The sequence below is a fragment of the Arthrobacter sp. UYNi723 genome (assembly GCF_054057635.1).
This window is the reverse complement of the sequence record NZ_JBSRZM010000033.1, coordinates 1-23,222: the sequence shown is the minus strand read 5'-3', so window position 1 is coordinate 23,222 and position 23,222 is coordinate 1. Positions and strand designations below refer to the sequence as shown.

24 protein-coding genes and 2 pseudogenes are annotated in these 23,222 nt (G+C 66.5%); 11 read left to right on the top strand and 15 right to left on the bottom strand.

Annotated elements, in window-relative coordinates; genetic code table 11:
- Window positions 1-3: 3 nt before the first annotated feature.
- From ACVWY0_RS19550 to ACVWY0_RS19530, 5 genes are all read right to left on the bottom strand, one after another.
- Complete coding sequence (locus tag ACVWY0_RS19550) at window positions 4-1,362, bottom strand: adenosylmethionine--8-amino-7-oxononanoate transaminase (protein WP_485838154.1); 1,359 nt, start codon at window positions 1,360-1,362, stop codon at window positions 4-6.
- A complete protein-coding gene (gene bsaP / locus ACVWY0_RS19545; RefSeq protein ID WP_485838153.1) occupies window positions 1,359-1,595 on the bottom strand; it encodes a biotin synthase auxiliary protein BsaP in 237 nt (78 codons plus the stop codon). Before bsaP ends, ACVWY0_RS19550 begins: the two co-directional genes overlap by 4 nt.
- Entirely contained in the window at window positions 1,592-2,617 is a 1,026-nt protein-coding gene (gene bioB / locus ACVWY0_RS19540) for a biotin synthase BioB (protein ID WP_485838152.1), read from the bottom strand. The genes bsaP and bioB overlap by 4 nt, the downstream gene beginning before the upstream one ends.
- A gap of 1,339 nt (window positions 2,618-3,956) precedes the next feature.
- Window positions 3,957-4,775, bottom strand: coding sequence for a DUF1206 domain-containing protein (locus tag ACVWY0_RS19535; RefSeq protein ID WP_485838151.1), 819 nt, complete (start codon window positions 4,773-4,775; stop codon window positions 3,957-3,959).
- Between the two features lie 124 nt (window positions 4,776-4,899).
- A complete protein-coding gene (locus tag ACVWY0_RS19530; protein WP_485838150.1) occupies window positions 4,900-5,331 on the bottom strand; it encodes a DUF309 domain-containing protein in 432 nt (143 codons plus the stop codon).
- Window positions 5,332-5,603: 272 nt separating this feature from the next.
- Between ACVWY0_RS19530 and ACVWY0_RS19525 the strand changes: the two genes are divergently transcribed.
- The 7 genes and pseudogenes from ACVWY0_RS19525 (at window position 5,604) to ACVWY0_RS19495 (ending at window position 10,410) form a co-directional block, all read left to right on the top strand.
- On the top strand, window positions 5,604-5,759 hold the full coding sequence (locus tag ACVWY0_RS19525; RefSeq protein WP_185263375.1) for a hypothetical protein: 156 nt from the start codon (window positions 5,604-5,606) through the stop codon (window positions 5,757-5,759).
- A gap of 213 nt (window positions 5,760-5,972) precedes the next feature.
- Window positions 5,973-6,206: pseudogene (locus ACVWY0_RS19520) on the top strand (type II toxin-antitoxin system RelE/ParE family toxin); the annotation flags it as partial.
- A 57-nt stretch (window positions 6,207-6,263) separates the two neighbouring features.
- Entirely contained in the window at window positions 6,264-7,721 is a 1,458-nt protein-coding gene (locus ACVWY0_RS19515) for an NAD-dependent succinate-semialdehyde dehydrogenase (protein WP_485838149.1), read from the top strand.
- Window positions 7,721-8,401 (top strand): SDR family oxidoreductase, encoded by a 681-nt coding sequence (locus ACVWY0_RS19510; RefSeq protein WP_485838148.1) that lies wholly within the window; start codon window positions 7,721-7,723, stop codon window positions 8,399-8,401. The genes ACVWY0_RS19515 and ACVWY0_RS19510 overlap by 1 nt, the downstream gene beginning before the upstream one ends.
- A 77-nt stretch (window positions 8,402-8,478) precedes the next feature.
- A complete protein-coding gene (locus ACVWY0_RS19505; protein WP_485838147.1) occupies window positions 8,479-9,552 on the top strand; it encodes a DNA polymerase IV in 1,074 nt (357 codons plus the stop codon).
- Complete coding sequence (locus ACVWY0_RS19500) at window positions 9,549-9,938, top strand: carboxypeptidase-like regulatory domain-containing protein (protein ID WP_485838146.1); 390 nt, start codon at window positions 9,549-9,551, stop codon at window positions 9,936-9,938. The genes ACVWY0_RS19505 and ACVWY0_RS19500 overlap by 4 nt, the downstream gene beginning before the upstream one ends.
- 91 nt (window positions 9,939-10,029) lie before the next feature.
- Entirely contained in the window at window positions 10,030-10,410 is a 381-nt protein-coding gene (locus ACVWY0_RS19495; RefSeq protein ID WP_485838145.1) for a YidH family protein, read from the top strand.
- A 257-nt stretch (window positions 10,411-10,667) separates the two neighbouring features.
- Here ACVWY0_RS19495 and ACVWY0_RS19490 read toward each other — a convergent pair whose 3' ends face one another.
- The 4 genes from ACVWY0_RS19490 to ACVWY0_RS19475 all read right to left on the bottom strand — a co-directional run bounded on the left by ACVWY0_RS19490 (window position 10,668) and on the right by ACVWY0_RS19475 (window position 13,687).
- A complete protein-coding gene (locus tag ACVWY0_RS19490; RefSeq protein ID WP_058932601.1) occupies window positions 10,668-10,886 on the bottom strand; it encodes a three-helix bundle dimerization domain-containing protein in 219 nt (72 codons plus the stop codon).
- A gap of 107 nt (window positions 10,887-10,993) precedes the next feature.
- Window positions 10,994-12,238: a non-homologous end-joining DNA ligase gene (gene ligD, locus ACVWY0_RS19485; RefSeq protein ID WP_485838144.1), complete on the bottom strand. Its 1,245-nt coding sequence runs from the start codon at window positions 12,236-12,238 to the stop codon at window positions 10,994-10,996.
- A gap of 105 nt (window positions 12,239-12,343) precedes the next feature.
- The gene (locus tag ACVWY0_RS19480) at window positions 12,344-13,012 is read right to left on the bottom strand and encodes a DUF4386 domain-containing protein (protein WP_485838143.1); all 669 of its coding nucleotides are present in this window, start codon (window positions 13,010-13,012) and stop codon (window positions 12,344-12,346) included.
- Between the two features lie 273 nt (window positions 13,013-13,285).
- Window positions 13,286-13,687 carry a RidA family protein gene (locus tag ACVWY0_RS19475; protein ID WP_485838142.1) on the bottom strand — a complete coding sequence of 134 codons (402 nt, stop codon included), beginning with the start codon at window positions 13,685-13,687 and terminating at the stop codon, window positions 13,286-13,288.
- Between the two features lie 254 nt (window positions 13,688-13,941).
- Between ACVWY0_RS19475 and ACVWY0_RS19470 the strand changes: the two genes are divergently transcribed.
- Window positions 13,942-14,121 carry a hypothetical protein gene (locus ACVWY0_RS19470; RefSeq protein ID WP_485838141.1) on the top strand — a complete coding sequence of 60 codons (180 nt, stop codon included), beginning with the start codon at window positions 13,942-13,944 and terminating at the stop codon, window positions 14,119-14,121.
- Between the two features lie 224 nt (window positions 14,122-14,345).
- Window positions 14,346-14,981: a dihydrofolate reductase family protein gene (locus ACVWY0_RS19465; RefSeq protein ID WP_485838140.1), complete on the top strand. Its 636-nt coding sequence runs from the start codon at window positions 14,346-14,348 to the stop codon at window positions 14,979-14,981.
- 22 nt (window positions 14,982-15,003) lie between these two features.
- On the opposite strand, the gene ACVWY0_RS19460 is transcribed toward ACVWY0_RS19465, so the two are convergent.
- From ACVWY0_RS19460 to ACVWY0_RS19435, 6 genes are read right to left on the bottom strand one after another with little or no spacing between them, the layout of a single operon-like run.
- Window positions 15,004-15,828 (bottom strand): HpcH/HpaI aldolase family protein, encoded by an 825-nt coding sequence (locus ACVWY0_RS19460; RefSeq protein WP_485838139.1) that lies wholly within the window; start codon window positions 15,826-15,828, stop codon window positions 15,004-15,006.
- Complete coding sequence (hpaH, locus tag ACVWY0_RS19455; protein WP_485838138.1) at window positions 15,813-16,598, bottom strand: 2-oxo-hept-4-ene-1,7-dioate hydratase; 786 nt, start codon at window positions 16,596-16,598, stop codon at window positions 15,813-15,815. Before hpaH ends, ACVWY0_RS19460 begins: the two co-directional genes overlap by 16 nt.
- Window positions 16,599-16,600: 2 nt before the next feature.
- A complete protein-coding gene (hpaD, locus tag ACVWY0_RS19450; RefSeq protein WP_485838137.1) occupies window positions 16,601-17,686 on the bottom strand; it encodes a 3,4-dihydroxyphenylacetate 2,3-dioxygenase in 1,086 nt (361 codons plus the stop codon).
- A 32-nt stretch (window positions 17,687-17,718) separates the two neighbouring features.
- Entirely contained in the window at window positions 17,719-19,233 is a 1,515-nt protein-coding gene (gene hpaE / locus ACVWY0_RS19445) for a 5-carboxymethyl-2-hydroxymuconate semialdehyde dehydrogenase (protein ID WP_485838136.1), read from the bottom strand.
- 57 nt (window positions 19,234-19,290) lie between these two features.
- Window positions 19,291-19,998 (bottom strand): GntR family transcriptional regulator, encoded by a 708-nt coding sequence (locus ACVWY0_RS19440; protein ID WP_485838135.1) that lies wholly within the window; start codon window positions 19,996-19,998, stop codon window positions 19,291-19,293.
- Window positions 19,991-21,511, bottom strand: coding sequence for a fumarylacetoacetate hydrolase family protein (locus ACVWY0_RS19435; protein ID WP_485838134.1), 1,521 nt, complete (start codon window positions 21,509-21,511; stop codon window positions 19,991-19,993). The genes ACVWY0_RS19440 and ACVWY0_RS19435 overlap by 8 nt, the downstream gene beginning before the upstream one ends.
- A gap of 204 nt (window positions 21,512-21,715) precedes the next feature.
- Between ACVWY0_RS19435 and ACVWY0_RS19430 the strand changes: the two genes are divergently transcribed.
- Both ACVWY0_RS19430 and ACVWY0_RS19425 read left to right on the top strand, forming a co-directional pair.
- Entirely contained in the window at window positions 21,716-22,729 is a 1,014-nt protein-coding gene (locus ACVWY0_RS19430; protein ID WP_485838133.1) for a LacI family DNA-binding transcriptional regulator, read from the top strand.
- A gap of 105 nt (window positions 22,730-22,834) precedes the next feature.
- Window positions 22,835-23,222: pseudogene (locus tag ACVWY0_RS19425) on the top strand (ribulokinase); the annotation flags it as partial.

Below are 23,222 nucleotides of genomic sequence, written 5' to 3'. Positions count from 1 at the left end.
TGCTCATGCCGCACCTCCGGACCGTGCCGGGACGCGCTCGTGGACCTCGGCGACGGCGGCCGTCATGCCGGCGGTGATCTGTTCAACGTCCCCTGCGGTGCTGATGTATGGGGGCATGGTGTAGACGAGGTTCCGGAACGGCCGGACCCAGACCCCTTGCCGGATGGCCGCGGCGGTGACAGCGGTGACGTCGACGGCGTCGTGCAGTTCGATGACTCCGACGGCGCCGATGGTGCGGACATCCCGGACGGCCTCGAGTGCCAGGGCGGGGGCGAGCCCGGACACCAGGCCCGCGCCGATCCGGGCAACGTCGGCCCGCCAGCCGCCGCCGTCGATGATGCCGAGGCTGGCGTTGGCCACCGCACAGGCCAGCGGGTTGCCCATGAAGGTAGGGCCGTGCAGCAGCGCCCCGGCCTGGCCACGGGACACAGCCGACGCAATCTCCCCCGTGCAGAGCATGGCGGCGAGGGTCAGGTACCCGCCGGTCAGCGCCTTGCCCACGCACATGATGTCCGGTACGACGCCGGCATGATCGGCCGCGAACAGCTCTCCGGTGCGCCCAAAACCGGTGGCGATCTCATCGAAGATGAGGAGCAGACCGTGCCGGTCCGCCACCTGCCGCAGTGCCGTCAGACATTCGGCCGGGTAGGCGTGCATGCCACCGGCACCCTGGAGGACCGGTTCGACGATGATCGCGGCCAGCTCCCCGGAATGCACAGCCGCGATGTCCCCGAGCTCGGATGCCCACGCCCGCACGGTTTCCGGAGTCGCGGAAGCAGCCGCCGGGGGACGCGGCGCAAACACGTTGCCGGCCAGCAGGCCCGGGAAGGCGGAATGCATGCCGTCCACGGGATCGCAGACCCCCATCGCCGCGAACGTATCGCCGTGGTATCCGCCACGGATGCCCAGGAACCGTTGCCTCTGCGGGTAGCCGGACGCGGTCTGGAACTGCACCGCCAGCTTCAGCGCAACCTCCACGGCGACCGAACCCGAATCCGCGAGGAACGCCCGCTTCAAACCGGGCCTTCCGGGCGCGGACGGGGCCATGTCCACCAGCCGCTCGGCAAGTTCCACGGCGGGGGCGTGTGTGAGTCCGCCGAACATCACGTGGCTGAATCTCTCCAGCTGCCGGCGCGCGGCGGCGTCCAGCACCGGGTTGCGGTAGCCGTGGATTACCGACCACCACGAGGACATCGCATCCACCACCTCATGGCGTGCGCCGTCTTCGCCTCGGAGCTTCAGCCGCACGCCGTCGGCCGCCTCGACCTCCCACAGCGGAAGGTCCGGGGACGCCGGCGCGTAAGGATGCCACAGCCGGGCGCGGTCCCGCTGGATCAGACCCGGCTGTGTCTCGCCACTCATGGTGCAAGCACTCCGTGGCGGGAGCATTCGGCGGTCCAGCCCAGTGGCGTCACCTGGACTTTCATGCGGCGCCGGCAGGCGGCGCAGTACCGCGGCGGTTCCATCGCGAGATGTTCGCCGCAGCGGCGGTGAACGTCCGACGCCGGGCTGTCGCCACCGTCGGACGGTACGCCGCAGTGCCCACAGAACGTAGCGGTGGAGTCAGTGGTTGAGCCCGTCGAAACCCGCTTCATAGTGTCTTCTGGAGTTCCTTGATGGGCATGTTCAGCTCGACGAGCAGGTTCAGGTCGGCGTCTGCCGGGCGGCCCAGGGTGGTCAAGTAGTTGCCGACGATGACGGCGTTGATGCCGCCCATGAGGCCTTGGCGGGTGCCGAGGTCGCCGAGGGTCAGCTCCCGTCCGCCGGCGTAGCGGAGCACGGTGCGGGGCATCGCCAGCCGGAACGCGGCGATGGCGCGGAGGGCGTCCTTGCCGTCCATGATGCCCTGGTTTTCCAGCGGGGTTCCGGGGCGGGGGTTGAGGAAGTTCAGCGGGACTTCGTGCGGTTCCAGAGCCGCAAGCTGGGCTGCGAGTTCCGCGCGCTGTTCCAGGCTCTCGCCCATGCCGATCAGGGCGCCGCAGCACAGTTCCATGCCGGCGTCTTTAACCATGTTGCAGGTGTCCAGGCGCTCCTCGTAGCTGTGCGTGGTGACGACCTCGGGGAAGTAGCTGCGGGCGGTTTCGAGGTTGTGGTTGTAGCGGTGGACGCCCCAGCTGGCGAGCTGGTCCACCTGGCGCTGGGTCAGCATGCCCAATGAGCAGGCGATGTTGATGTCCACTGCTTCGTTGATGCGGTCTATGGCGAACTTGATCTGGTTCATGAGCTTGATGTCAGGGCCGCGGACGGCGGCGACGATGCAGAATTCGGTGGCTCCCGTTGCGGCGGTTTCCTTCGCGGCCTTGACCAGCTCGGGGATGTCCAGCCACACGCCGCGGACGGGGGAGTCGAACAGGCCGGACTGGCTGCAGAAATGGCAGTCCTCTGGGCAACCGCCCGTCTTGATGGAAATGATGCCCTCCACCTCGACGTCCTCACCGCAGTGCCGCAGCCGGACCTCGTGGGCCAGCTGCAGGGCGGCGGGCAGATCCCGATCCGGCAACCTGAGGATTTCCACCAACTGGCTTTCGGAGAGTCCGATTCCCTGCTCCAGGACCTGTGTCCGGGCGGTCTCGAGGATGGTGCCGGTTTTGGCCTGGAGGTGTGGCTGCATCGTCATCGATTGTCCTTTTGGGGGTGCTTAGCTGGGGATATTCCTCCGAACAAACGCTAGGTCCCAGTTAGAGGCGAGATTTTGTTGGGTTCCGACAAAGTGGTGAAGCTGATATTGGACGGAGCAGTTGACCCGGGTAACGGACCCACTATCGGCTCGGCGTCCGGCAGACACCTACCAACTTCAGGACGCACTAATGCCGCAGCTGTGGCATTCCCGGATTGGAGCATGGCTCTGGCGAGTAGGCGAAGAGGGTCCTGAAGGACGCGGCCCGGGTCATGTGGCTGTCGGCCGATCGGACCATGGAAGGGCTGAAGGGAGGTGAAATCGCTGTGAAGACACAACAGACCAAGAGCGCGGCGCGGCCTGCACAGGCATCCCGCAACGAGCGCGGGCATGACCAATTGTCGCCTTTCAGGGACCCCTCCGGCAGGATCAATTTTCTCAGGACAAAGAAGCGCCGCACCCCTTCGATGCGGGGTGCGGCAGTTGGCGTGAGGCCTTGACGAGGAGAATTGGGGGTGTGCACATTGTGCACACCCGGGGCTTCGGATCGGGCCGTACATCGGCCGGATTGGCTCGGATTGCCTATGTTTTCGGGAGTTCCCAGTGTTTGCAAGGGCTGGGGTCCCGTTCGAGTCCCACCTCGGGCACGTGTATTCCCTGTTCAGGGGCTTGTGGGCCTCTGAGTGTGCACAAGCTGTTCACTTATGGGCCCCTTCGGGGCCTTTTTGTTGGGGCCGTTGCTGTGGCCGCGCTCCTTCCTTACGGACGAGGTCTTGGCTTGATCCTTCTCCATGGCGTTCGCGGGTCCAAGCGACATGACGTGACTCAAGCACCAAGTTCACGAGCCGACGCAACGTGAACGCCTCCATGACGTCATTCGTTTCCGTTGTGCGTCGGGAGGTGTTTGGGGGAGCCTTGGTACCGCTTTGGTACCGTGGGTGTGGACGTGAATCTGCGCGTTCCCGAAGATCTCGACCGCCGGCTCGATGAGCTTGAACGTTCCTGATCTGGGTTGGCGTGGTGCTGTTGATCCTCGCTGCCGTCGGCTTCTACATGGGGCGCAGGAGGACCTGAGCACGGTCGGCAGGAGTCTGCGTGCTGCGGGTCGTTCTGTCCTGCAATCGTCTGCGGCCGCATTGATCTGGATCCGCGTGTGAACAGAGGCTTCCGAAAGATCGGCAGGGCTCACGTCCGCTTCGTGCAGATCGGCACCGGTGAGGTCTGCTGACCTTCCCGCTGCGCTGCCCCTTCGCCGGTCGACGCGCTCCTGGCGGCTCCCGGGCGGATCGGCCGTTCCCTCAGGTCAGTGGAGCAGGAGCCGGCCGCGTCGGCGGGAGGCTTACATCCGCGCGACTTTGGCCTTCACCATCAGGTAAAGGCCATAACAGATCAGACCGGCGCCGACGGCGGTCAGCATATAAACTCCGTACGGCTGCTCGCGCAGGGCCTTCAATCCGCCGTCCAAGCCGGTGGACTCCTGAGGGTGGGCTTTAACTGTGGCAATGATGACCAGCAGTCCCACCAGAAACAGTGCGATGCCCTCTGCTACGTAGCCGACCACGCCCAGCCCCGTCACAACGGACCGGCCAGTGCCCGAGGACGGCAGCCGCAGATCCTTCCTGAACGATGCCTTGCATCCGAGGACCACGAAGACAATGCCGACGACGGCGACCGCGGCCCCGATGGCGATCAGCAGGAACGCACCCCCGGGTGCTTTCATGATTGAGACCGTGAAATCGCTGGTGGATTGTCCGCTGTTCTTGCTGTTTCCGCTTGCCGAGGCAGCGAACGTCAGCGCGATGACGGCGAACACTACCGCCTTGCCTGAGGCGGAAAGTTTCTTCCCCACCTTCTTCTTGGCTTCCAGCTGACCGTAGGCGAACACGGCGTTACCGGTTTGCCAGAGCGCCAGCGCCACACAGGCAGCGAATCCGGTCCACAGCAGCAGCAGTCCGCCGGGCTGGCCGGCGAGCTGGGCGACGGCCCCGCCCTGGTCCGCCTCTCCAGCCTTGCCGGAGGCCAACTGGATAGCGACGGACCCGGTCAGAACGTGCAACACGCCGCTGACGGCAAAACCTGCCCTGGCGGCGATCACGAGAGCCCTGGAGTTCGATGCGTCCTCCACCGCGTCCGCGGCGTCCTTCAGCTCTTTCTTCATTTTCCGATCCTCAGTGCGAGCGCGAGCAAATGCGGTGGTGTGCAACACGCCTATTTTCCCACGGGAACCCACGCTCAAACAGGCCCGGTCTGAGCCGGCGAAGACGAACTGACCCGGAGCCGGCTCAGTGGCCGGTGCGCATGCGATCGCGCGCGCAATTCACAACGGCGGACAAGTCGAGCCCGTAGGTCGGCCCGTCGCCGGAACCGTACTCCTCGAGTCGGGCCGCACCGCGCTCGAAAAGCCGGTGCGCGCCAACACTGTTACCCCGGGCGGCGTGGGTGAGCCCAACGCAGATTTGGGCGAGTCCTTGCCAAAGGTTGCGTTCGACGGCCGGTCCGGCTTTCCAGCGGGCCTCGAGTACCTCATGGGCGGCGAAGGGCCGGCCAGCTTCCACCAGACTCCGGGCCGAGACCAAAGTCTGCGCCGGCGGCAGCGGCTCCTCCGAGACCGGTTCGACGCCAGCGCTTCCGTACGGCAGCGGCCGCCCAAGAGCGTCACGCGGCCGGGCCTGCCGCGGGCGCCTTGAAGCGTCCCGATCCCTTTCATCGGTCATTGCAGTTTCCGCCCTGAGCGCCCCTGGACCTCATCAACGTTCATACGCCCAATCCTAAGACCCCGGTCCTTCGAACATTCGTCACCGCACTAAGGTCCGCCGCGTGGTCTCGTCGGCGTGTTCATCCACCAGACGCGAGGTGTCGCCACGGTCCATACCCAAAGCCGACTGCGCGGAATATACTTTAGCTCCCACCCCACATTGGGAGAGAAGCGATGATGCGCGGATTTGGCAGACGCAGATTGGGCGGACGCGGAATAGGTCTTATCGGGGTGATCTATCTGGTCATAGGACTGCTGGTTGCTGGAACTCACGGCTACCTCGTGGCCTGGAACATCCCGGGCAATGTTTTGGAAGGTCTGGCTGCCATACTTCTCTGGCCGCTCGTCGCGTTCTTCGCCGTCGATCTGCATGCCCTAATCGCTTGAACCCAACAAGAATCAAGCCGCACGACGACAGGACGTACGCAGCTACGTTACGGTTGAGGCCGCCGCCTGAGGAGTGTGGCTCCAAATGCGTCCGACGGACCCATATTCCCGGTTTGCGCATTTGGGTTGGAGTGAGCGAAGTCGGTGGCCCTGCCGAGTGAGTCAGGCAGTCTGCCGGGTGTTTGACGACCCGCGCCAGCGTCGCTTGGTCGTCCATTGGTCGACACAGTGGTTCGTTCACGGCATAAGAACATGAAGGAGCTGCGGCCGGGATCGAGCGGGCGGTCGGAACTGCGAATCCTGTTTGCCTTTGATCCGGAGCGGCGGGCGATCTTGCTTGTCGCGGGGGACAAGGCGGGCAACTGGAGCAAGTGGTACACGACGAATATTCCGGTTGCTGATGACCTGTTCGATGATCATCTGAGGATTCTGAAAGGAGGGGCATAGTGGCGAAGTCCATGGAGGAACTACTGGCAAAGCGTCCGGTTGACCGGGCAGCTGTGGATGCCCACAAGAAGCGCATGGTCGATGAGGTCCGGGCTATTCATCGACGGCGAGTGGACGGACGCGTCCGACGGCGGCATCTCCGCCGTCGAGGATCCCTCCACTGGTGCCACTCTGGCTTGGATCGCCGATGCCTCCCCGGCCGACGGCGACCGTGCGCTTTCCGCCGCCGCCCGGGTCCAGGATTCCTGGGCGGCGACGCCGCCGCGCGAACGCGGCGGGATCCTCCGCCGCGCCTTCGAACAGGTCACCGCCCGGGTGGAGGACTTCGCCCTGGCCATGACCCTGGAAATGGGCAAGCCGCTGGCCGAATCCCGCGGCGAAGTGACCTACGGCGCTGAGTTCCTGCGCTGGTTCTCCGAGGAAGCGGTCCGCATTTCCGGCCGCTACTCCACGGCACCGGACGGCAAGTCCCGGCTGCTGGTCACCAAGCGCCCCGTGGGCCCGTGCCTGTTCATCACGCCGTGGAACTTCCCGCTGGCCATGGCCACCCGCAAGATCGCCCCGGCCATCGCGGCCGGCTGCACCATGGTGCTCAAGCCCGCCAACCTGACCCCGCTGACGGCGCTCCTGCTCACCGAAGTCTTCCGGGAAGCCGGCCTGCCTGCCGGCGTCCTGAACGTCATCCCCACCACGCGTCCGGGCGAGGTGACGGGACCCCTGATCCGGGACAGCCGCCTCCGCAAGCTCTCCTTCACCGGGTCCACCGGCGTGGGCCGGCAGCTCATTGCCGACTCCGCCCACCAGGTGCTGCGGACCTCCATGGAACTCGGCGGCAATGCTCCTTTCCTGGTGTTCGAGGACGCAGACCTCGACGCTGCCCTGGACGGCGCCATGCTGGCCAAGCTTTGGAACATGGGCGAGGCCTGCACCGCCGCCAACCGCTTCATCGTGCACGAATCGCTGCTCGGCGAGTTCAGTCGGCGCCTCGCGGAACGGATGGCCTCCCTGAAGCTGGGCCGCGGCTCGGCGGAAGGCACCAACATCGGGCCGCTGATCGATGCCAAGAGCCGGGCGAAGGTGGACGAACTGGTCCGGGACGCGGTCGCCGGGGGAGCCACGGCACTCACCGGGGGAGCGCCGTCGGACGGTGGCGGGTACTTCTACCCGCCCACGGTCCTGAGCAACGTGCCCGCCACTGCGCGCATCTTGCAGGAGGAGGTGTTCGGTCCGGTGGCTCCCATCGTGAGTTTCCGGACCGAAGCCGAGGCGATCGCCCTGGCCAACGACACGGAGTTCGGCCTGGTGGCCTACGCCTACACCCGCGACCTCAACCGCGGGCTGCGGCTCTCCGAAAAGGTGGACGTGGGGATGTTCGGCCTGAACACCGGCATCGTGTCCAACCCGGCAGCCCCGTTCGGCGGCGTCAAACAGTCCGGCCTGGGCCGCGAAGGCGGCACGGAGGGCATCGAGGAGTACCTCGAGACCCGCTACATCGGCATCGCGGACCCTTCCTGATGCTTCGCATCCTCGTCACGGGCGGCACCAGCGGGATCGGTGCCGCCCTGGTACGCGAGTCCCTCCGCGCCGGGCACACCGTGTTCACCACAGGGCGCGACGCCGGACGGCTGGCCGCGTTCCTTGACTCCTGTTCGGGTCTGGGCAACGTCCATGGGGTTGTTGCCGACGCGGGGGACTGGGGACAGACGCGCGACGCCGTGGCTGCCGCTGCCGCGGCAATGGGTGGGATCGATGTTGCAGTCGCCAACGCCGGGTTCTCGGCTCCCGGCGACCTGGCGGACGGCGACCCGGAGCGCTGGCGGGACATGGTGCTCACTAATGTCTACGGCCCGGCAGTCCTGGCGAAGGCTGCGCTCCCGGAGCTCACCACCAACCGCGGCCACTTCGTGCTGATGGGCAGCACGGCCGGCCGCAGGGTGTATCCGGGCAATCTGTACACCGCCACCAAGTGGGCTGTCACGGGTTACGCGGAATCGCTCCGCCAGCAGCTCGTGGGCACCGGGGTCCGGGTACTGCACATTGCCCCGGGCCGCGTGGACACGCCGCTGTGGAAGGTAGCGCCCGACGCCGCCATCGCCCCTGAATCCGTGGCGGGGGCGTTTCTTTGGGCTTTGTCCCAGCCCGCCGGCGTCGACGTCTCAGAAGTGGCGATCCGGGCCACGGGTCAGGCCTTTTAGCCGATCATCATTGGGATCAGAGGCCACGCCCGGTGGAGGCCGATGCTTGCCAGGGATGTTTAGGGCAGACTGGTGGCGTGAGCGGAATCCGGTGGGTGCTGCATGTCGATCTCGACCAGTTCATCGCGGCGGTCGAAGTACTCCGGCGGCCGGAGCTTGCGGGGAAGCCGATCATTGTCGGCGGTCGGGGGGACCCCACGGAACGAGCGGTGGTATCGACCGCATCCTACGAAGCCAGGGCGTTCGGTGTGGGTTCCGGAATGCCCTTACGCATTGCGGCCCGGAAAGTGCCCGACGCTGTGATCCTGCCCGTCGATCAGGAGGCTTACCTCGCGGCGTCTGAAACGGTGATGGCTACGCTGCGCGCGCAGCCCGGCGCCACCGTGCAGGTGCTGGGTTGGGATGAAGCCTTTATGGGCACTGAGACAGAGAATCCGGAAGCCTACGCCCGGCAGGTGCAGACCGCTGTCCTGGAGCGAACGCAGCTGCATTGCAGCGTGGGCATCGGCGACACGTTGGTCCGGGCCAAGGTCGCCACCGGTTTCGGCAAGCCGGCCGGCGTTTTCCGTCTGACTGCCGGGAACTGGCTCGACGTTATGGGCAGTCGGCCCACCAAGGACCTGTGGGGTGTCGGAACCAAAGTGTCGGGCCGGCTGGCCAAGCTCGGCATCAATACAGTGGCCGAGCTCGCCGCGTCCGAGCCCCAGAACCTGGTTCCGGAGTTTGGCCCCAGGATGGGTCCTTGGTACGCGGAGCTCGGACGCGGGGATGGCGCCAGCGCTGTGGACGATACGCCGTGGGTTGCCCGCGGGCATAGCCGGGAGACCACCTTCCAGCGGGACCTGACCGAGCCCGCCCAGGTGGACGACGCCGTGAGGGAGCTGACAGCTCGTGTCCTTGAGGATGTTGTGGCTGAAGGACGGCCCGTGGTTGGGCTGACTCTGAAGGTTCGGTACGCGCCGTTCGTGACCAAGAACCACGCGAGGAAGATTCCCGAGACATTCGACCGGGAGGAAATCCTCGCGCGGGCCTTGGACCTCGCAGCAGGAATCGAAGCGGGCCGTCCGATCCGACTCCTAGGCCTGCGGGCCGAAATGGCCATGCCCGACGATGCCCGAAAGGGACATACGCCTACGCGAGGCGGTTGGTGAGTGAGGTGAAGTGTTCCGTCTCGGTTTTATTGGCCGCCGTCCTGTGGTTGTGCGGGTGCACCAGTCCAAACGGTCCGGTCACGGGGCATTCCGGGGATGTTGCCGGGGTGGTCCTGACCGCCCCGGTCTGTCCCGTCGAACGTGTTGGTCAGGAGTGTCCACCGCGCCCCGTATCAGGGGCCGCGGTTGTGGCCTTGGACGGGGATGCCGTCCGGGGCTCAACACAAACCGATAGCACCGGTGCCTTCCATCTGGCTCTGCCGGACGGTCGTTATGTGATCAGAGCGACCAACGTTGGCGGTTACGCTTCGACGGCAACCGAGCTTGTGGTCATCTCGGACAGGCCCGTTCACATCACGCTGGTTGTTGACAGCGGGATTCGCTAGGCCTGATCCGGGCAGGGCCGGCAGATGTCGGCACCGAACCAAGCTATTCCGGCGGCATACGATGGGGAAACCCCGCACCGTAAGGAGAACAATGACCGAACCGGATCAAGGACGCGGCTGGTTGGCCCGCAGAGTGCTGCCCGGCGGCGTAGAGCCGGATCCGCGGTTTACCCTGGCCAACGAGCGGACGTTCCTGGCCTGGGTCCGCACGGCCCTGGCCTTCCTGGCGGGCGGGCTGGCGCTGGAAGCCTTCGCGGTTGAGGCCTTTCCCGAGCCCTTGCGCAAAGCGCTGGCCGTACTCCTGGTGGCTATCGGGATGCTGATCAGTGCCGGCGCCGCAGTGCGGTGGGTCTCCATCGAGTCGAGCATGCGGCACGGAAAACCACTTCCCCTGCCGCTCATTGTTCCGCTCCTCGGCCTGGGCGGGGCAGTCACTGCAGCCGTCGTGATCACCCTGATCGCGCTGAACTAGTGCCGGGAGCTCCGGCTGCCCCCACGCACCAGGACCCCGGGCTCCAACCCGAACGCACGGTGCTCTCCTGGGGCCGGAGCCGCACTACGGTTTCTGGATTCTGATTCTCATCGCGGTGGCGGGCACCATCGCGGTCAGCATTTACGCCCCAGCCCGCTTCGCGCCGGTAGGGTAAATGACTGGGCCATGCCGGGCAACCGCCACCTCGAATGAGATGGCGCGTCCCCGACCAGCTGCGGACGCGGTTCGGCGGGACGTCAGGTTTCCCTGTTCCGGCGGGAGAACTCGCGGTGGAGTTTGTTCCTGGCGCCGTGTTCGACAAGGGTCGGGATGTAGGTCCGGATCCGGCCGGCATCGAGTGTTTCGTATTCCTCTGTGACGACCCGGACGACCACCGGCCGGGGTGCGTCGGGATAGCGTGCGGCGAGCAGGTCGGTAACTTTGGCGATGGTGTCGTGCTTCTCCGTATCTTCCATCCAACTAGTTTGATGCCGATGAGTTGTGGCGTCTATCACATTTTGCAGGGATGGGGGAATCGCTGAAGACCCGCTCGACGCGCGCACGTCCGGTTTCCGTTGCGGTGTCAGGGCCCTGGCCGCCCGGGCCACTCCTTGCCGGCCCACGGGTCGTAGTCGGCGATGAGCTCCTCCTGTGGCGGACGCTCCGGTTCAGGGACGTGCTGCAGGTTCACCCGCACCCGGTACCAGAGCGAGCTTGATCCGCGCATTCCGTCGACGAGTACATCGGCGGGGTGCAGGGCCGGGGTGACGTCCGCATGCCGGGACTTCCACTCATCGAGTGCCGCGAGGGCCTCGGGCTTGGTCCTGGTGCGGGCAACCTCGATGAGCGGCATCAGCGACTGCCGGCGGCCGGAGCCGTCGCCGCTGCGCGGCGGCTTCTCGGCGGGGCCGAGCTCGGCCGCCAGTGCCAGGAGTCCGTCGAGTGTGCCCACCGCGTCATCGATGCCTGAGTGGGGGTCACCCACGTCGGCGAAGCGCCCGGGCACCGTGCGGACCGTGAACTGTTCCGGCCGGATGGAGCGGACCTCATCCCAGGTGAGCGGCGTCGAAACCCGGGCATCGGGCAACGGTCGGATCGAGTACGCCGATGCCACGGTGCGGTCCTTCGCGTTCTGGTTGAAGTCGACGAACACGCTCTCGCCGCGCTCTTCCTTCCACCAGCGCGCGGTAGCGAGGCCGGGAGCGCGGTTTTCGACCTCGCGGGCGAGGGTCTCGGCGGCGAGCCGCACCTCGCGGAACGACCACTGCGGCGCGATGCGCACCAGAATGTGCAGTCCGCGCGATCCGCTCGTCTTCGGCCACCCCACCAGCCCCACGTCATTGAGCACCTCCCGCGCGACATACGCGATATCAACGATCTGGGCCCAGTCAACGCCCGGCATCGGATCGAGGTCCACCCGGAGCTCGTCCGGGTGTTCAAGGTCCTCAGCGCGCACGGGATGTGGGTTGAGGTCCAGGCAGCCAAGATTCACCACCCACGCCAAGCCCGCGGCATCCCGGATGACGGCCTCCTCGGCTGATGTCCCCGACGCGTAGTGCAGCGTTGTAGTGTCGATGAAGTCGGGGTGGTTTTCGGGCACGCGCTTTTGGAAGAACGGTTCAGCGTCGATGCCTTTCGGGAAGCGCTTGAGCACCATCGGCCGGCCGCCAGCGCCGCGCAGCGCACCATCCGCGACGGCGAGGTAGTAGCGGACCAGGTCGAGCTTCGTCAGCCCGGGCTCGGGGAACACCACCTTGTCCGGACTCGAGATTCTCACCTCAGTGCCGGCAATGTCGAGGATCTCGGCCGGGGTCTTCGACGGGTTCATGCCGCCACGCTAGCAACGATTGGATGCCCCAGCCAGACCTGCTGAAGGGAACAGCTGCACCACGAGGGATGGCCGGAGGGGAGCCGGACACTCCGTGCGCGCAGGTCAAAGCAGCAGGACCACGGCGACTGCCACCAGCCAGAGTGACCACACCACGTAGGTCACCGGCGTCAGCGTCGCGGCCAGCTTCCAGCCATGCGGTTCGAACGATCCCACAAATTCCAGCGAGCACAGTGCCAGCACTGCGCCGACGACGATCCCCACAATCCCGAGCCAGTCCGGAACGGCGGTGCTCTGGATCATGGCCATGCCGGCCAGCACGCTCCACGCGCCGCTGAACAGGTAGCCCAGATGCTCGCCCACAGCCACGCGCAGACAGCGGTTGAAGGACTGGAACACGACGTCCACTGCTTCCTGACGGGCTGCGGGGGCATCGGGGGCGGTCGCCGTACGGGCGAGATAGGGCGCCAGGAACGGCCAGCGGATGAGTCCGAGGAACTGTACGACGGCGGCCAGCACGCCCGCCGCCGACCCCAGTGCCAGCAGGGTTGAGTCCGCTCCGGGCAGCGCGCCGGACAGCAGGACCGCCGCCGACGCCAGCAGCACCGCCGTCATCGCGAACAACCACCACAGCAGCACTAGGCCTGACCCGCCGTCGCGGAAACGCTGCAGGATTTCCTGGGTGGGCTTGCGGAGGATTTCCGGATAATCGAACGTCGCGGCCAGGGCAGCGAACGCGGCATTGAATGCCAGCGGCAGGACGATCAGCAGCACGCCTGCCGCGACGGCGGTGGTCGCGGCTGCGCCCCGGCAGCGTTTCCGGCGCCGGCTGAATGTCCGTCAGTTGAACGCCCGACGGCGGCGCTCACCGGGCGAGCGGACGGCCCGGTTCTGGCGCCGAGAACCCGGCGGAGGACAAGGCCCGTAACGACAGTGGCCACCACCGCGCCGGGAGCCGAACGCGACGTAGCCGCGGTCGGCGTCGACGATCACATTGGCGGTGACCGTCCAGCCGAGGGCTTGGCCAGCTCCTCGCCGGGATCTCCGTCACCGCATAACGGCGGCGACCGCGCTGATTTCGACCAGTGCCCCGGGCACGCCCAGCGCCGCGACACGCGCTCCGGTCACCAGGGCCGGTTCGTCGGACGCGAGTTCCGATGCGATCGCCCCGTACGCCGCCGCGAGGTCCACCCCATCGACGAAAAGCACTGTCCACTGCACAACGTCGCAGAGGGTAGCGCCGGCTGCGGCGAGCGCGGTCCGTGCGTTCTCCAGGGCGCGGGCAGACTGGACGGCCACATCGCCCTCCCCGACGAGTGAGTCGTCGACGTCGACGGCGTTCTGGCCGCCGACGTAGATGGTGGTCGCGCCGGGCGGCACGATGGCGACGTGGCTGAAGGCCGGGCTCGAGATGAGCCCCTGGGGGCGGATGCGCTGTATGGGTGCCATGCCTGTATGTTCTCACCGACCGCAGGCCGAGGCGACCCGCGAAACATAGCGAAAGCTTCAACGGGACGGCTGCGTACCGCCTTCAAGCATTGCGGCACCGTTCATGCGCAGTTTGCACACGCGGATACCCTGGCAGATACGCTCAATCAGTCGCGCGGCCAGTGCGAACGCCGCGCCGTGAAGAATGCCGATCCATTACGCCTGGAACGAAGCGACACGGCGGGGTGTGGGGAACCATGGCGGGAGATCAGTTCATGAATAGCTCACCCGCTGCCCTCCGGATTCAGTTTTCGGACCGGAACCTTTCGTGGTGGCCCGTGCTGCTGTTCCTTCCAGCCCGGGCCCTCCTGTCCTTCCTGGCGCAGATAACCACCGCCGGCATCCTGTGGGCCGCAGGCGACCTGACTCCCTGGGAATCCTCCCGGGGTGACTGAAGGGCGGAACCGGGCGCTGGCGGTGGGTCGGGAACGCGACGTCGGTCGCTTGGGTACGCGACATGCTGCGCTCAAGCTGGTCCCGAACCGGTGAGCCAACGCCGCCCCTTGAACGTCTGAGCGCTGCAGGGCTAGCATTGCCGGCACGGGCGCCGATGCCACACCTGTACAGATGCCACACCTGTACAACGCGGTGCCGACGTCGATCAATCGAGGAGACAGCCATGGGCGAGACAACTGCAGAGGCGTCCTCAGCGGATCTGATGGTCGACCTGATCATCTCCCTGGACGGGTATGCCTCGGCCGAGGGGTGGCCAGGCTGGTGGGGTCTGGAGGGGCCTGAATACCTGGCTTGGCTCGGGCAGGAGGGCGAGAAGGACTACACCTTCCTCCTCGGGGCGAACACCTACCGGCTGATGTCCAGCATGTCAGAGGAAGCAGCGGCCGACGCCTCCAGCTTCTCCGAGGATGAAGGGGCCAGCCTGACCGGCCTTGCCGCCGTGCCCAAGGTCGTCTTCTCTTCCACCCTGCAGGAGCCCCTAACGTGGCTGAACACGGAGCTGGTCACCGGGGACGCGGTCCAGGCCGTGGCGGAGCTGAAACGGACCAGGACCGGGACCCTGAGCACCCTGGGTAGCCTGAGTCTCTGCCGGTCGCTGCTGACCGCTGGCCTCGTGGACAGGTTCCGGTTGGTCGTCTTCCCGGTGATTACAGGCAGCACCGGGCGTGAGCGGATCTACGACGGCTATCCGGATATCTCGCTCAAGATGGTGAACAGCAGGACGTTGGACGGTCGGCTCCAGCTGCTTGAGTACATCCCCACCGTACTCAGCGGTCCGCCGGGCAGCGGCCCCACCTGAGCCAATCCGTGGTGTTCCCTCGTCAGTAGCTGGCGGGGGTTTCGCCGTCGGAGGGCTTAGTGAACGCGGCGGCGAGTGCTTCGGAGCCGCGGGCCAGGATGGCGACGTCGGCGCCCACCAGGACAAAGGCGGCTCCGGCCGCCAGGTAGCTGCGGGCGGTGGCTGGGTTGAAAGCGTTCACGCCGGCCGGTTTCCCGGTTGCTTTTGCGGCTGCGAGGCAGTGTTCGACGGCGGCGCGCACCTTGGGGTGTTCCTGCTGTCCCAGCAGACCCATGGAGGCGGCGAGGTCTGACGGTCCCAGGAAGATGGCGTCCACCCCGTCCACTGCCGCAATCTTCTCGACGGCTTCGACGGCCGCCGTCGATTCGATCTGGACGGTCACACTGACGGTTTCGTTGGCCCGCGCGAGGTAGTCAGGGACACGGCTCCAGCGTGAGGCCCGGGCGAGGGCGGATCCCACGCCACGGACGCCGTGCGGCGGGTAGCGGGTGGCGGCGACCGCGGCCTGGGCTTCGGCGGCCGAGTTGACCATGGGGATCAGCAGGTTCTGCACTCCCAGGTCCAGGTATTGCTTGATCAGCACGGTGTCGTTGACCGGCGGCCGGACCAAGACTTGGACCGGGTAGCCGTTGACGGCCTGGAGCTGGGCGAGGATGGATTCGAGGCCGTTGGGGCTGTGTTCGGCGTCGATGAGGAGCCAGTTCAGGCCGGATCCGGCGCAGAGCTCGGCGATCAGCGGGCTGCCGGAGCAGACCCACATTCCCGCCAGGGGGCGGTCAGCCGCGGCGAGGGCGTGGCGGAACGTGTTCGCGTAGTCAGGATTTCCGGGTTCTACTCGAAGCGGCATGTGATGGCCCCCAATGGTCCGTAGTCGGCGTGGACGGTGTCGCCCTTGTACACCCACAGCGGGCGGGTGAAGGAGCCGGCGAGGATGATGTCCCCGGCTTTCATGCTGTCGCCGTGGGCGGCGATTTTGTTGGCGAGCCAGTGCACGCCGTTGGCGGGGTGGTCCAGGACGCCGGCGGCCACACCGGTTTCCTCCACGGTGTGGTTTTTGTAGAGGATTGCCGAGACCCAGCGGAGGTCCACGGCGTCGGGCTTTACCGGGTTCCCGCCGATCACCATGGCGCCCATCGCGGCGTTGTCCGCGATGGTGTCCACGATGGTCCGGCCCTCCATTTCGATCCGGGAGTCCAGGATTTCCAGGGCCGGCACCACGTAGTCCGTGGCGTTCAGGACGTCGAAGATGGTGCAGCCGGGTCCGGACAGGTCCTTCTTCAGCACAAATGCCAGTTCAACTTCCACCCGGGGATGGGTGTACCGGTCCCATTCCACCAAGCAGCCGGTTCCGAGCACCATGTCATCGAAGATGGCGCCGTAGTCCGGCTCGGTGATGCCGGTGGCGGCCTGCATGGCCTTGGAGGTGAGGCCGATCTTGCGGCCCACCAGCGTGCGGCCGGCGTCCTCGTTGCGCCGCCGCCACAGCTGCTGCACGGCATAGGAGTCCTCCACCGTCATCTCCGGGTAGCGGGCCGTGAGGCGGGGGATCGGGGTGCGGGTCCGGGCGGCCGCCAAGAGTTCGTCGGCGATGGCCTCAATCGTCTTCGCGTCCAGCATGGCTACAGCTGCGCCCCGAGCTTGAAGCCCGTCCGGTCCCCTTCGGGGGCCCCGTCTTTGCGGGTGTAGGAGAAGCCGTCGGCGCCCACGGTGACCGCCATTTCGCTCTTTTCCTCACGCACGACGACGGGCTGCGGCTTGCCGTCGAGGTCCAGGACGAGGGAGGCCTCGGTGTACCAGGAGGGGACCACGGGGTTGCCCCACCAGTCGCGGCGCTGGTTGTCGTGGACGTCCCAGGTGACGACGGGGTTGTCGGGGTCGCCGGTGTAGTAGTCCTGGGTGTAGATCTCGATGCGGTGGCCGTCGGGGTCGAGGATGTAGAGGTAGAAGGCGTTGGAGACGCCGTGCCGGCCGGGGCCGCGTTCGATCCGGTCGCTGATGCGCAGGGCGCCCATCTTGTCGCAGATCTGGATGATGTTGTGCTTTTCGTGGGTGGCGAACGCGACGTGGTGCATGCGCGGGCCGTTGCCGCCGGTCAGGGCGGTGTCGTGCACGGTCTGCTTGCGGTGCATCCAGACCGCGTAGGTGACGCCGTCGGAGTCCTGGATGTCCTCGGAGACGCGGAAGCCGAGGTCCTCGAGGTACTTGCGGCCGCGGGGCACGTCCGGGGTGACCTGGTTGAAGTGGTCCAGGCGGACCAGTTCGCCGGCGGAGTAAAGGTCGTAGCGCTGGGTGAGGCGTTCGACGTGCTCCACGTCGTAGAAGAACTCGTAGGGGAAGCCCAGTGGGTCCTCGACGCGGACGGAATCGCCCACGCCTTTCGTGAAGCCTTCCTTGCGGCGTTCGGTGCGGCAGCCCAGTTCCTTGTAATAGGCCTCGGCGGCGTCCACTTCGGCGGGGGACTTCACCCGGTAGGCGAAGGCGGCGACGGCGGCGATGGGTCCCTTGCGCAGCACGAGGTTGTGGTGGATGAACTCCTCCAGGGGGCGCAGGTAGATGGTGTTCTCATCTTCCTCGGTCACGTGCAGGCCCAGGACGTCCACGTAGAACGCGCGGGACCTGGCAAGGTCGGTGACCACGATCTCCATGTAGGCGCAGCGGACGATGTCCGGTGCCGGGACGGTGGGGGTGCGGACAAAGTCAGTCATGGGATTCTCTCTTCTTTGAAAGGGCTTGGCGCTCAGGCGCCGAATTTGGGGGTGTGGACGGTGCCGAGGCTGATGTGCACGGCCTGCTGGTCGGTGTAGAAGTCGATGGAGCGGTAGCCGCCTTCGTGGCCCAGGCCCGAGGCTTTGACCCCGCCGAAGGGGGTGCGGAGGTCGCGGACGTTGTGGCTGTTGAGCCAGACCATGCCGGCCTCGACGTTCTGGGAGAAGTTGTGGGCGCGGGTCAGGTTCTGGGTCCAGATGTAGGCCGCGAGGCCGTAGCGGGTGTTGTTCGCCAGGGCCAGGGCTTCCTCGTCCGAGTCGAAGGGGGTGATGGCGACGACGGGGCCGAAGATTTCCTCCTGGAAGATCCGGGCGTCGGGGGCGACGTCGGCGAACACGGTGGGTGCGATGTAGTTGCCTTCGGGGAGGTGGTCGGGGCGGCCGCCGCCGGCGAGGAGCCTGCCTTCGGACTTGCCGATCTCCACGTAGGAGGCCACCTTCGCGTAGTGCTCCGGGTGGACCAGGGCACCCACTTCGGTCTTGGGATCGTGCGGGTCCCCGACCACGATCTTTTTCGCCCGGGCGGCGTACTTTTCGCAGAACTCGTCGTAGATGGCGCGTTCGACGAGGATGCGGGAACCGGCGGTGCAGCGTTCGCCGTTGAGGGAGAAGACCCCGAACAGGGCGGAATCGATCGCGGCGTCGAGGTCGGCGTCGGCGAAGACCACGCACGGGGACTTCCCGCCGAGCTCCATGGAGAGGCCCTTGAGGTTGGCGGCGGCGTTGCGGAAGATCGTCTGCCCGGTGGTGGTCTCGCCCGTGAAGGAAATCAGCGGGACGTCCGGATGCTTGACCAGGGCATCGCCGGCCTCCTCGCCGAGGCCGTTGACCAGGTTGAAGACACCGTCGGGGAGGCCCGCGTCCTTGAAGATCTGCGCCCAGAGCGAGGCGGAGAGAGGCGTGAATTCGGCGGGCTTGAGGACCACTGTATTGCCGGTGGCCAGGGCCGGGGCGAGCTTCCAGGACTCCAGCATGAACGGCGTGTTCCACGGCGTAATGAGACCGGCGACGCCGATCGGCTTGCGGTTCACGTAGTTGATCTGGGCGCCGGGTACCTTCATGGCGTCGTCGAACTGGGCCACGATCAGGTCCGCGAAGAACCGGAAGTTCTCGGCCGCACGCAGCGCCTGGCCCTTGGCCTGGGTGATCGGCAAGCCGGTATCGAAGGTCTCCAGTTCGGCGAGGCGCTCCTCCTGGGCCTCGACGGCGTCCGCGATCCTGTTGAGGATGCGGGCACGGTCGCGTGGCTTCATCCGTGGCCACGGTCCGTTGGTGAAGGCTTCGCGGGCGGCGGCCACGGCGAGGTCGATGTCCTCCTTCTGGCCGGCGGCGGCCGTGGCGTAATTCCGGTTGGAGACCGGATCCAGGACGTCGAAAGTCGCTCCGCCCACGGAGTCAACGAACTGGCCGTTAATGTAGTGCTGGATGTGGGTGGGGAGGTCCTGCGGCACGTAATGGTTCGTGGTCTGTTCGGCGGTGAACGTCATTGTTGTTTCCTAACTGATAGTGCAACGCGGGGTCACTTCTTGCCCATGCGGGGCCGTTTATCGGGCGTTAAGTGACCCCGCGTTGCTTTGGGCGAGGTAGGCGTCCAGGGTGGCGGAGCGGTGCCGGCGGGCGGATTTCTCAATCTCTTCCGCGCCGGCGTCGGCCTCGATGAGCCGGAGCAGCGCCTCGTGCTCGTCCACCGATTCGTGGGCGCGGCCGGGGACAAACCGGAAGGTGGAGGACCGGAGCGAGGCGAGCCGGTTCCAGCCCCGGTGGACCAGGTCCAGGATGTGCGGGTTGGGGCACTGCTCAAAGAGGATGCTGTGGAAGTCCTGGTTCAGCGCCGTGAAGCGGACGGGGTCGAAGTGCTGGAGGCATTCCCGCATGTCCTCGTTCACGGCCCGGGCGCGTGCAATGTCCGCCGGGCCAATCAGCGGCGCGGACAATGCGGTGGCGGCTCCTTCGACGATGCTCAGGGTCTGCATCGTGTAGAGGTACTCGGTGGGATCGATCCCGGAGACCGTAGCGCCGACGTTCCGCTCGAACGTCACCAGTCCTTCGGCCTCCAGCCGGCGGATCGCTTCACGGACCGGGACGACGCTGACGCCCAGATCCTTGGCGATGGCGGCCAGGACCAGCCGGTAGCCGGGGGAGTAGGTTCCGTCCACGATCCGTGCCTTGACGGCCGCGTAGGCCTGCTCGGACTTGCTGGCAGCTGGTCCGGTTCCGGCCTGGACACCTGCGGCGGTTGCCGTTTCAGTCATTGGCTGTGCCTGCTTCCCATTCCTGGTACTTGGTGCGCCAGGCGGCGTTCAGCGGGTAGAGGCCGTCCACACTGTGGCCCTGTGCCACCATTTCCGCGATGAACGTTTCCTCGCGCTCCTGGATAATGGAGTCGTCCGCGACCTCCTCGGCCAAGGCCGGCGGGATCACCAGGATGCCGTCCGAGTCCGCGACGATGATGTCCCCGGGCTGCACGGTGGTGCCCCCGCACGCGATGGTGATGTCCGTGTCCCACGGGATGTGCCGGCGCCCCAGGACGGCGGGGTGCGGGTTGGCGTAGTAAGTAGGCATGTCCATGGCCGCGACGGCGGAGAAGTCCCGGACGCCGCCGTCGGTGATGATGGCCGCGGCCCCGCGGACCTGGGCGCGCAGGGCCAGGATGTCGCCGATGGTGCCGGTGCCCTTCTCGCCGCGGGCGTCCATCACCAGGATCTCGCCCTCATTGACGGAGTCGATGGCCTTCTTCTGGGCGTTGAACCCGCCGCCGTGGGTCTTGAACAAGTCCTCGCGGTTGGGCACATACCGCAGGGTCCGTGCCAGGCCCACGATCCGCTTCTCCGGACGCGTTGCGGTGAGGCCGTCGATGCTGACGTTGTTCAGGCCGCGCTTGCGCAGCTGGGAGGAGAGCGTGGCGGTGCAGACGCTTTCCAGTTTGGCCTTCAGCTCAGGGGTCAGGACCTGCCCGACGGCGGCGATTTCATTGGGCGGAAGGCCCGCCGCTGCGCGCGAACCGTACGCCTCCTCCCGCTGCGCGTCATCAGCCTTGGGCTGCGCACCAAAGTCAGCGAACGCCGTCGTACCTTCCTCCACCCGGGTGACCAGCCGCCCCGTGGAAAGACTGGCGGATGTGCTGGCATCAACGGTGCTGACTTCAACGGTGCTGACTTCCACCTCGACGACGTCGCCCGGCTTGGCCACGGAGGCGCCGGCGGGGGTGCCGGTCAGGATGATGTCGCCCTTTTCGAGGGTGAGGAGCTGGGACAGGTCGGCGATGAGGCGGGCGAACGGGAAAAGCAGATCCGCGGTGGTGTCGTCCTGGACGAGGTCGCTGTTGTGCCAGGTGCGGATGCGCAGTTTGGCGGGGTCCACGGCGTCTGCGCGGATCAAACCGGGGCCGATCGGGGTGAAGCCGTCGCCGCCCTTGGACCGGAGGTTGGAGCCCTTGTCCGCGTAGCGGAGATCGTAGACGCCGAGGTCGTTGCCGGCGGTCACCCATTCGACATGGTTCCAGGCGTCCTTCATCCCGACGCGGCGGGCGGGCTTGCCGACGATCAGGGCGATTTCGCCCTCAAAGCCGAGGAGTTCGCAGCCGGCCGGACGCTCCACGACGGAAGGGGCTTCGGCCGAGCCGTACGCCAGGGAGGAAGACGGCTTCAGGAAGTAGGAAGGCTGCTCCGGCGTGCGCCCACGCTGGGCTGCGCGGCTGGGGTAGTTGATGTGCACCGCGATGACCTTGCGGGCCGCGGCCAGGGTGTGGTCGGTGACCTGATCCAAGTGCTGCTCCTCATCGAGTACGAAATCGTATACGAAGAAATATCGCAGATATCCCTGTTGACGTCAATGGGCATGTCCGTTGCACAGGCTGTGAGGGACAGTGCGGTGGCCCTTACGGTGCAGGCTTCGTCGCTGCTTTCGGATATCGGTCGCGGCCATAGACTGTTCGACACCACCTTGTCCTCCCACCGAAGGGTCCCTCGTATGGGCGGCAGCATTGACCGACGCCTCCCACGCCTGGAAGACGTGGCGGCGCGGGCAAAGGTGTCCCACCAGACGGTCTCGCGTGTCATCAACAACCACCCCAATGTCAGCAGCGCCACCCGGGAGAAGGTGGAGGCGGCCATTGCCGAACTCGGCTACCGGCGCAATACCGCTGCCAGGAGTCTGGTCACCCGGCGTTCACAAACCATAGGTGTGCTCGCGGCCGAAATGGGGCAGTACGGCCCGGCCAACACTCTCCTCGGAGTCCAGCAGGCTGCCCGGGAGGCCGGTTACTTTGTGAGCATCGAGGCCATCAAGGAGGCTGGAGCGGATACTATCTCGGACGCCGTCCGCCATCTCACGGACCAGGGCGCGGACGGGATCATCGTCATTGTGCCCCACGACGGTACCGTTCAGGCGCTGGAGGGCCTCACCCTGGACGTTCCCGTGATCCTTGTAGGTGCCGCCGGTGGGGGGCTCTTCAGCGGAGCGTTGGTGGACCAGAAGCTTGGCGCGCGTCTGGCGGTCTCGCACTTGATCGACCTGGGCCACCGGCGGATCGGGCATGTTTCCGGGCCTCAGGACTGGGTGGACGGCAGGTCGCGTGCCGAGGGGTGGGGTGAGCGGCTCCGCGAAGCCGGCCTGGCTGATGACCTGTTGATCGAAGGGGACTGGAGCGCCGGCAGCGGGTACCGGATCGGCCGGCAGCTTGCCGCTGACCGCACGGCTACGGCCCTGTTTGTGGGCAATGACCAGATGGCCCTGGGCCTGCTGCGCGCCTTCAGCGAAGCGGGGGTCCGCGTGCCCGACGACGTCTCCGTGGTCGGCTTCGATGACCAGCCTGAGTCGGGCTACTTCACGCCGCCGCTGACCACCGTGCGCCAGGATTTCGAGGAACTCGGCCGGCGCTGCATGAATGTCATGCTTAGCGCCCTTGAGGGCGGCGCGGGTGCGGGCACCACCGTGGTGGAGCCGGAGCTGGTTGTCCGCAGCAGCACGTCCGCTCCCGCCTGATTCTTTCCTAATCGTCCTAGTCGATGCCCGGGACTTGACGTTCCAATTGTTAGCGCTCACAATTGAACCAATCCGCGCAAACCGGACCAGCTATTGGAGGACTTCATGGACGTCACAGTGGACGGCACAGACAGCTACGTCATCGGCGTGGACTACGGAACGCTTTCGGGGCGGGCCGTTGTGGTCCGGGTCCGTGACGGCAAGGAACTGGGCAGCGGTGTCTTCGACTATCCACACGCGGTGGTCACGGATGCCCTGCCGGCGGATGTAGCGGGCGCTGCGGGCGACGGCGCCGCCCGGCTTCCCGGGGAATGGGCGCTTCAGGTGCCCAATGACTACCGCGACGTCCTCCGCCACGCCGTCCCCGCCGCGATCGCGGACGCCGGGATCAACCCGGCCGCCGTCGTCGGCATAGCCACTGACTTCACGGCCTGCACCATGGTGCCGGTCAAGGCCGACGGCACCCCGCTCAATGAACTGCCCGGCTTTGCCA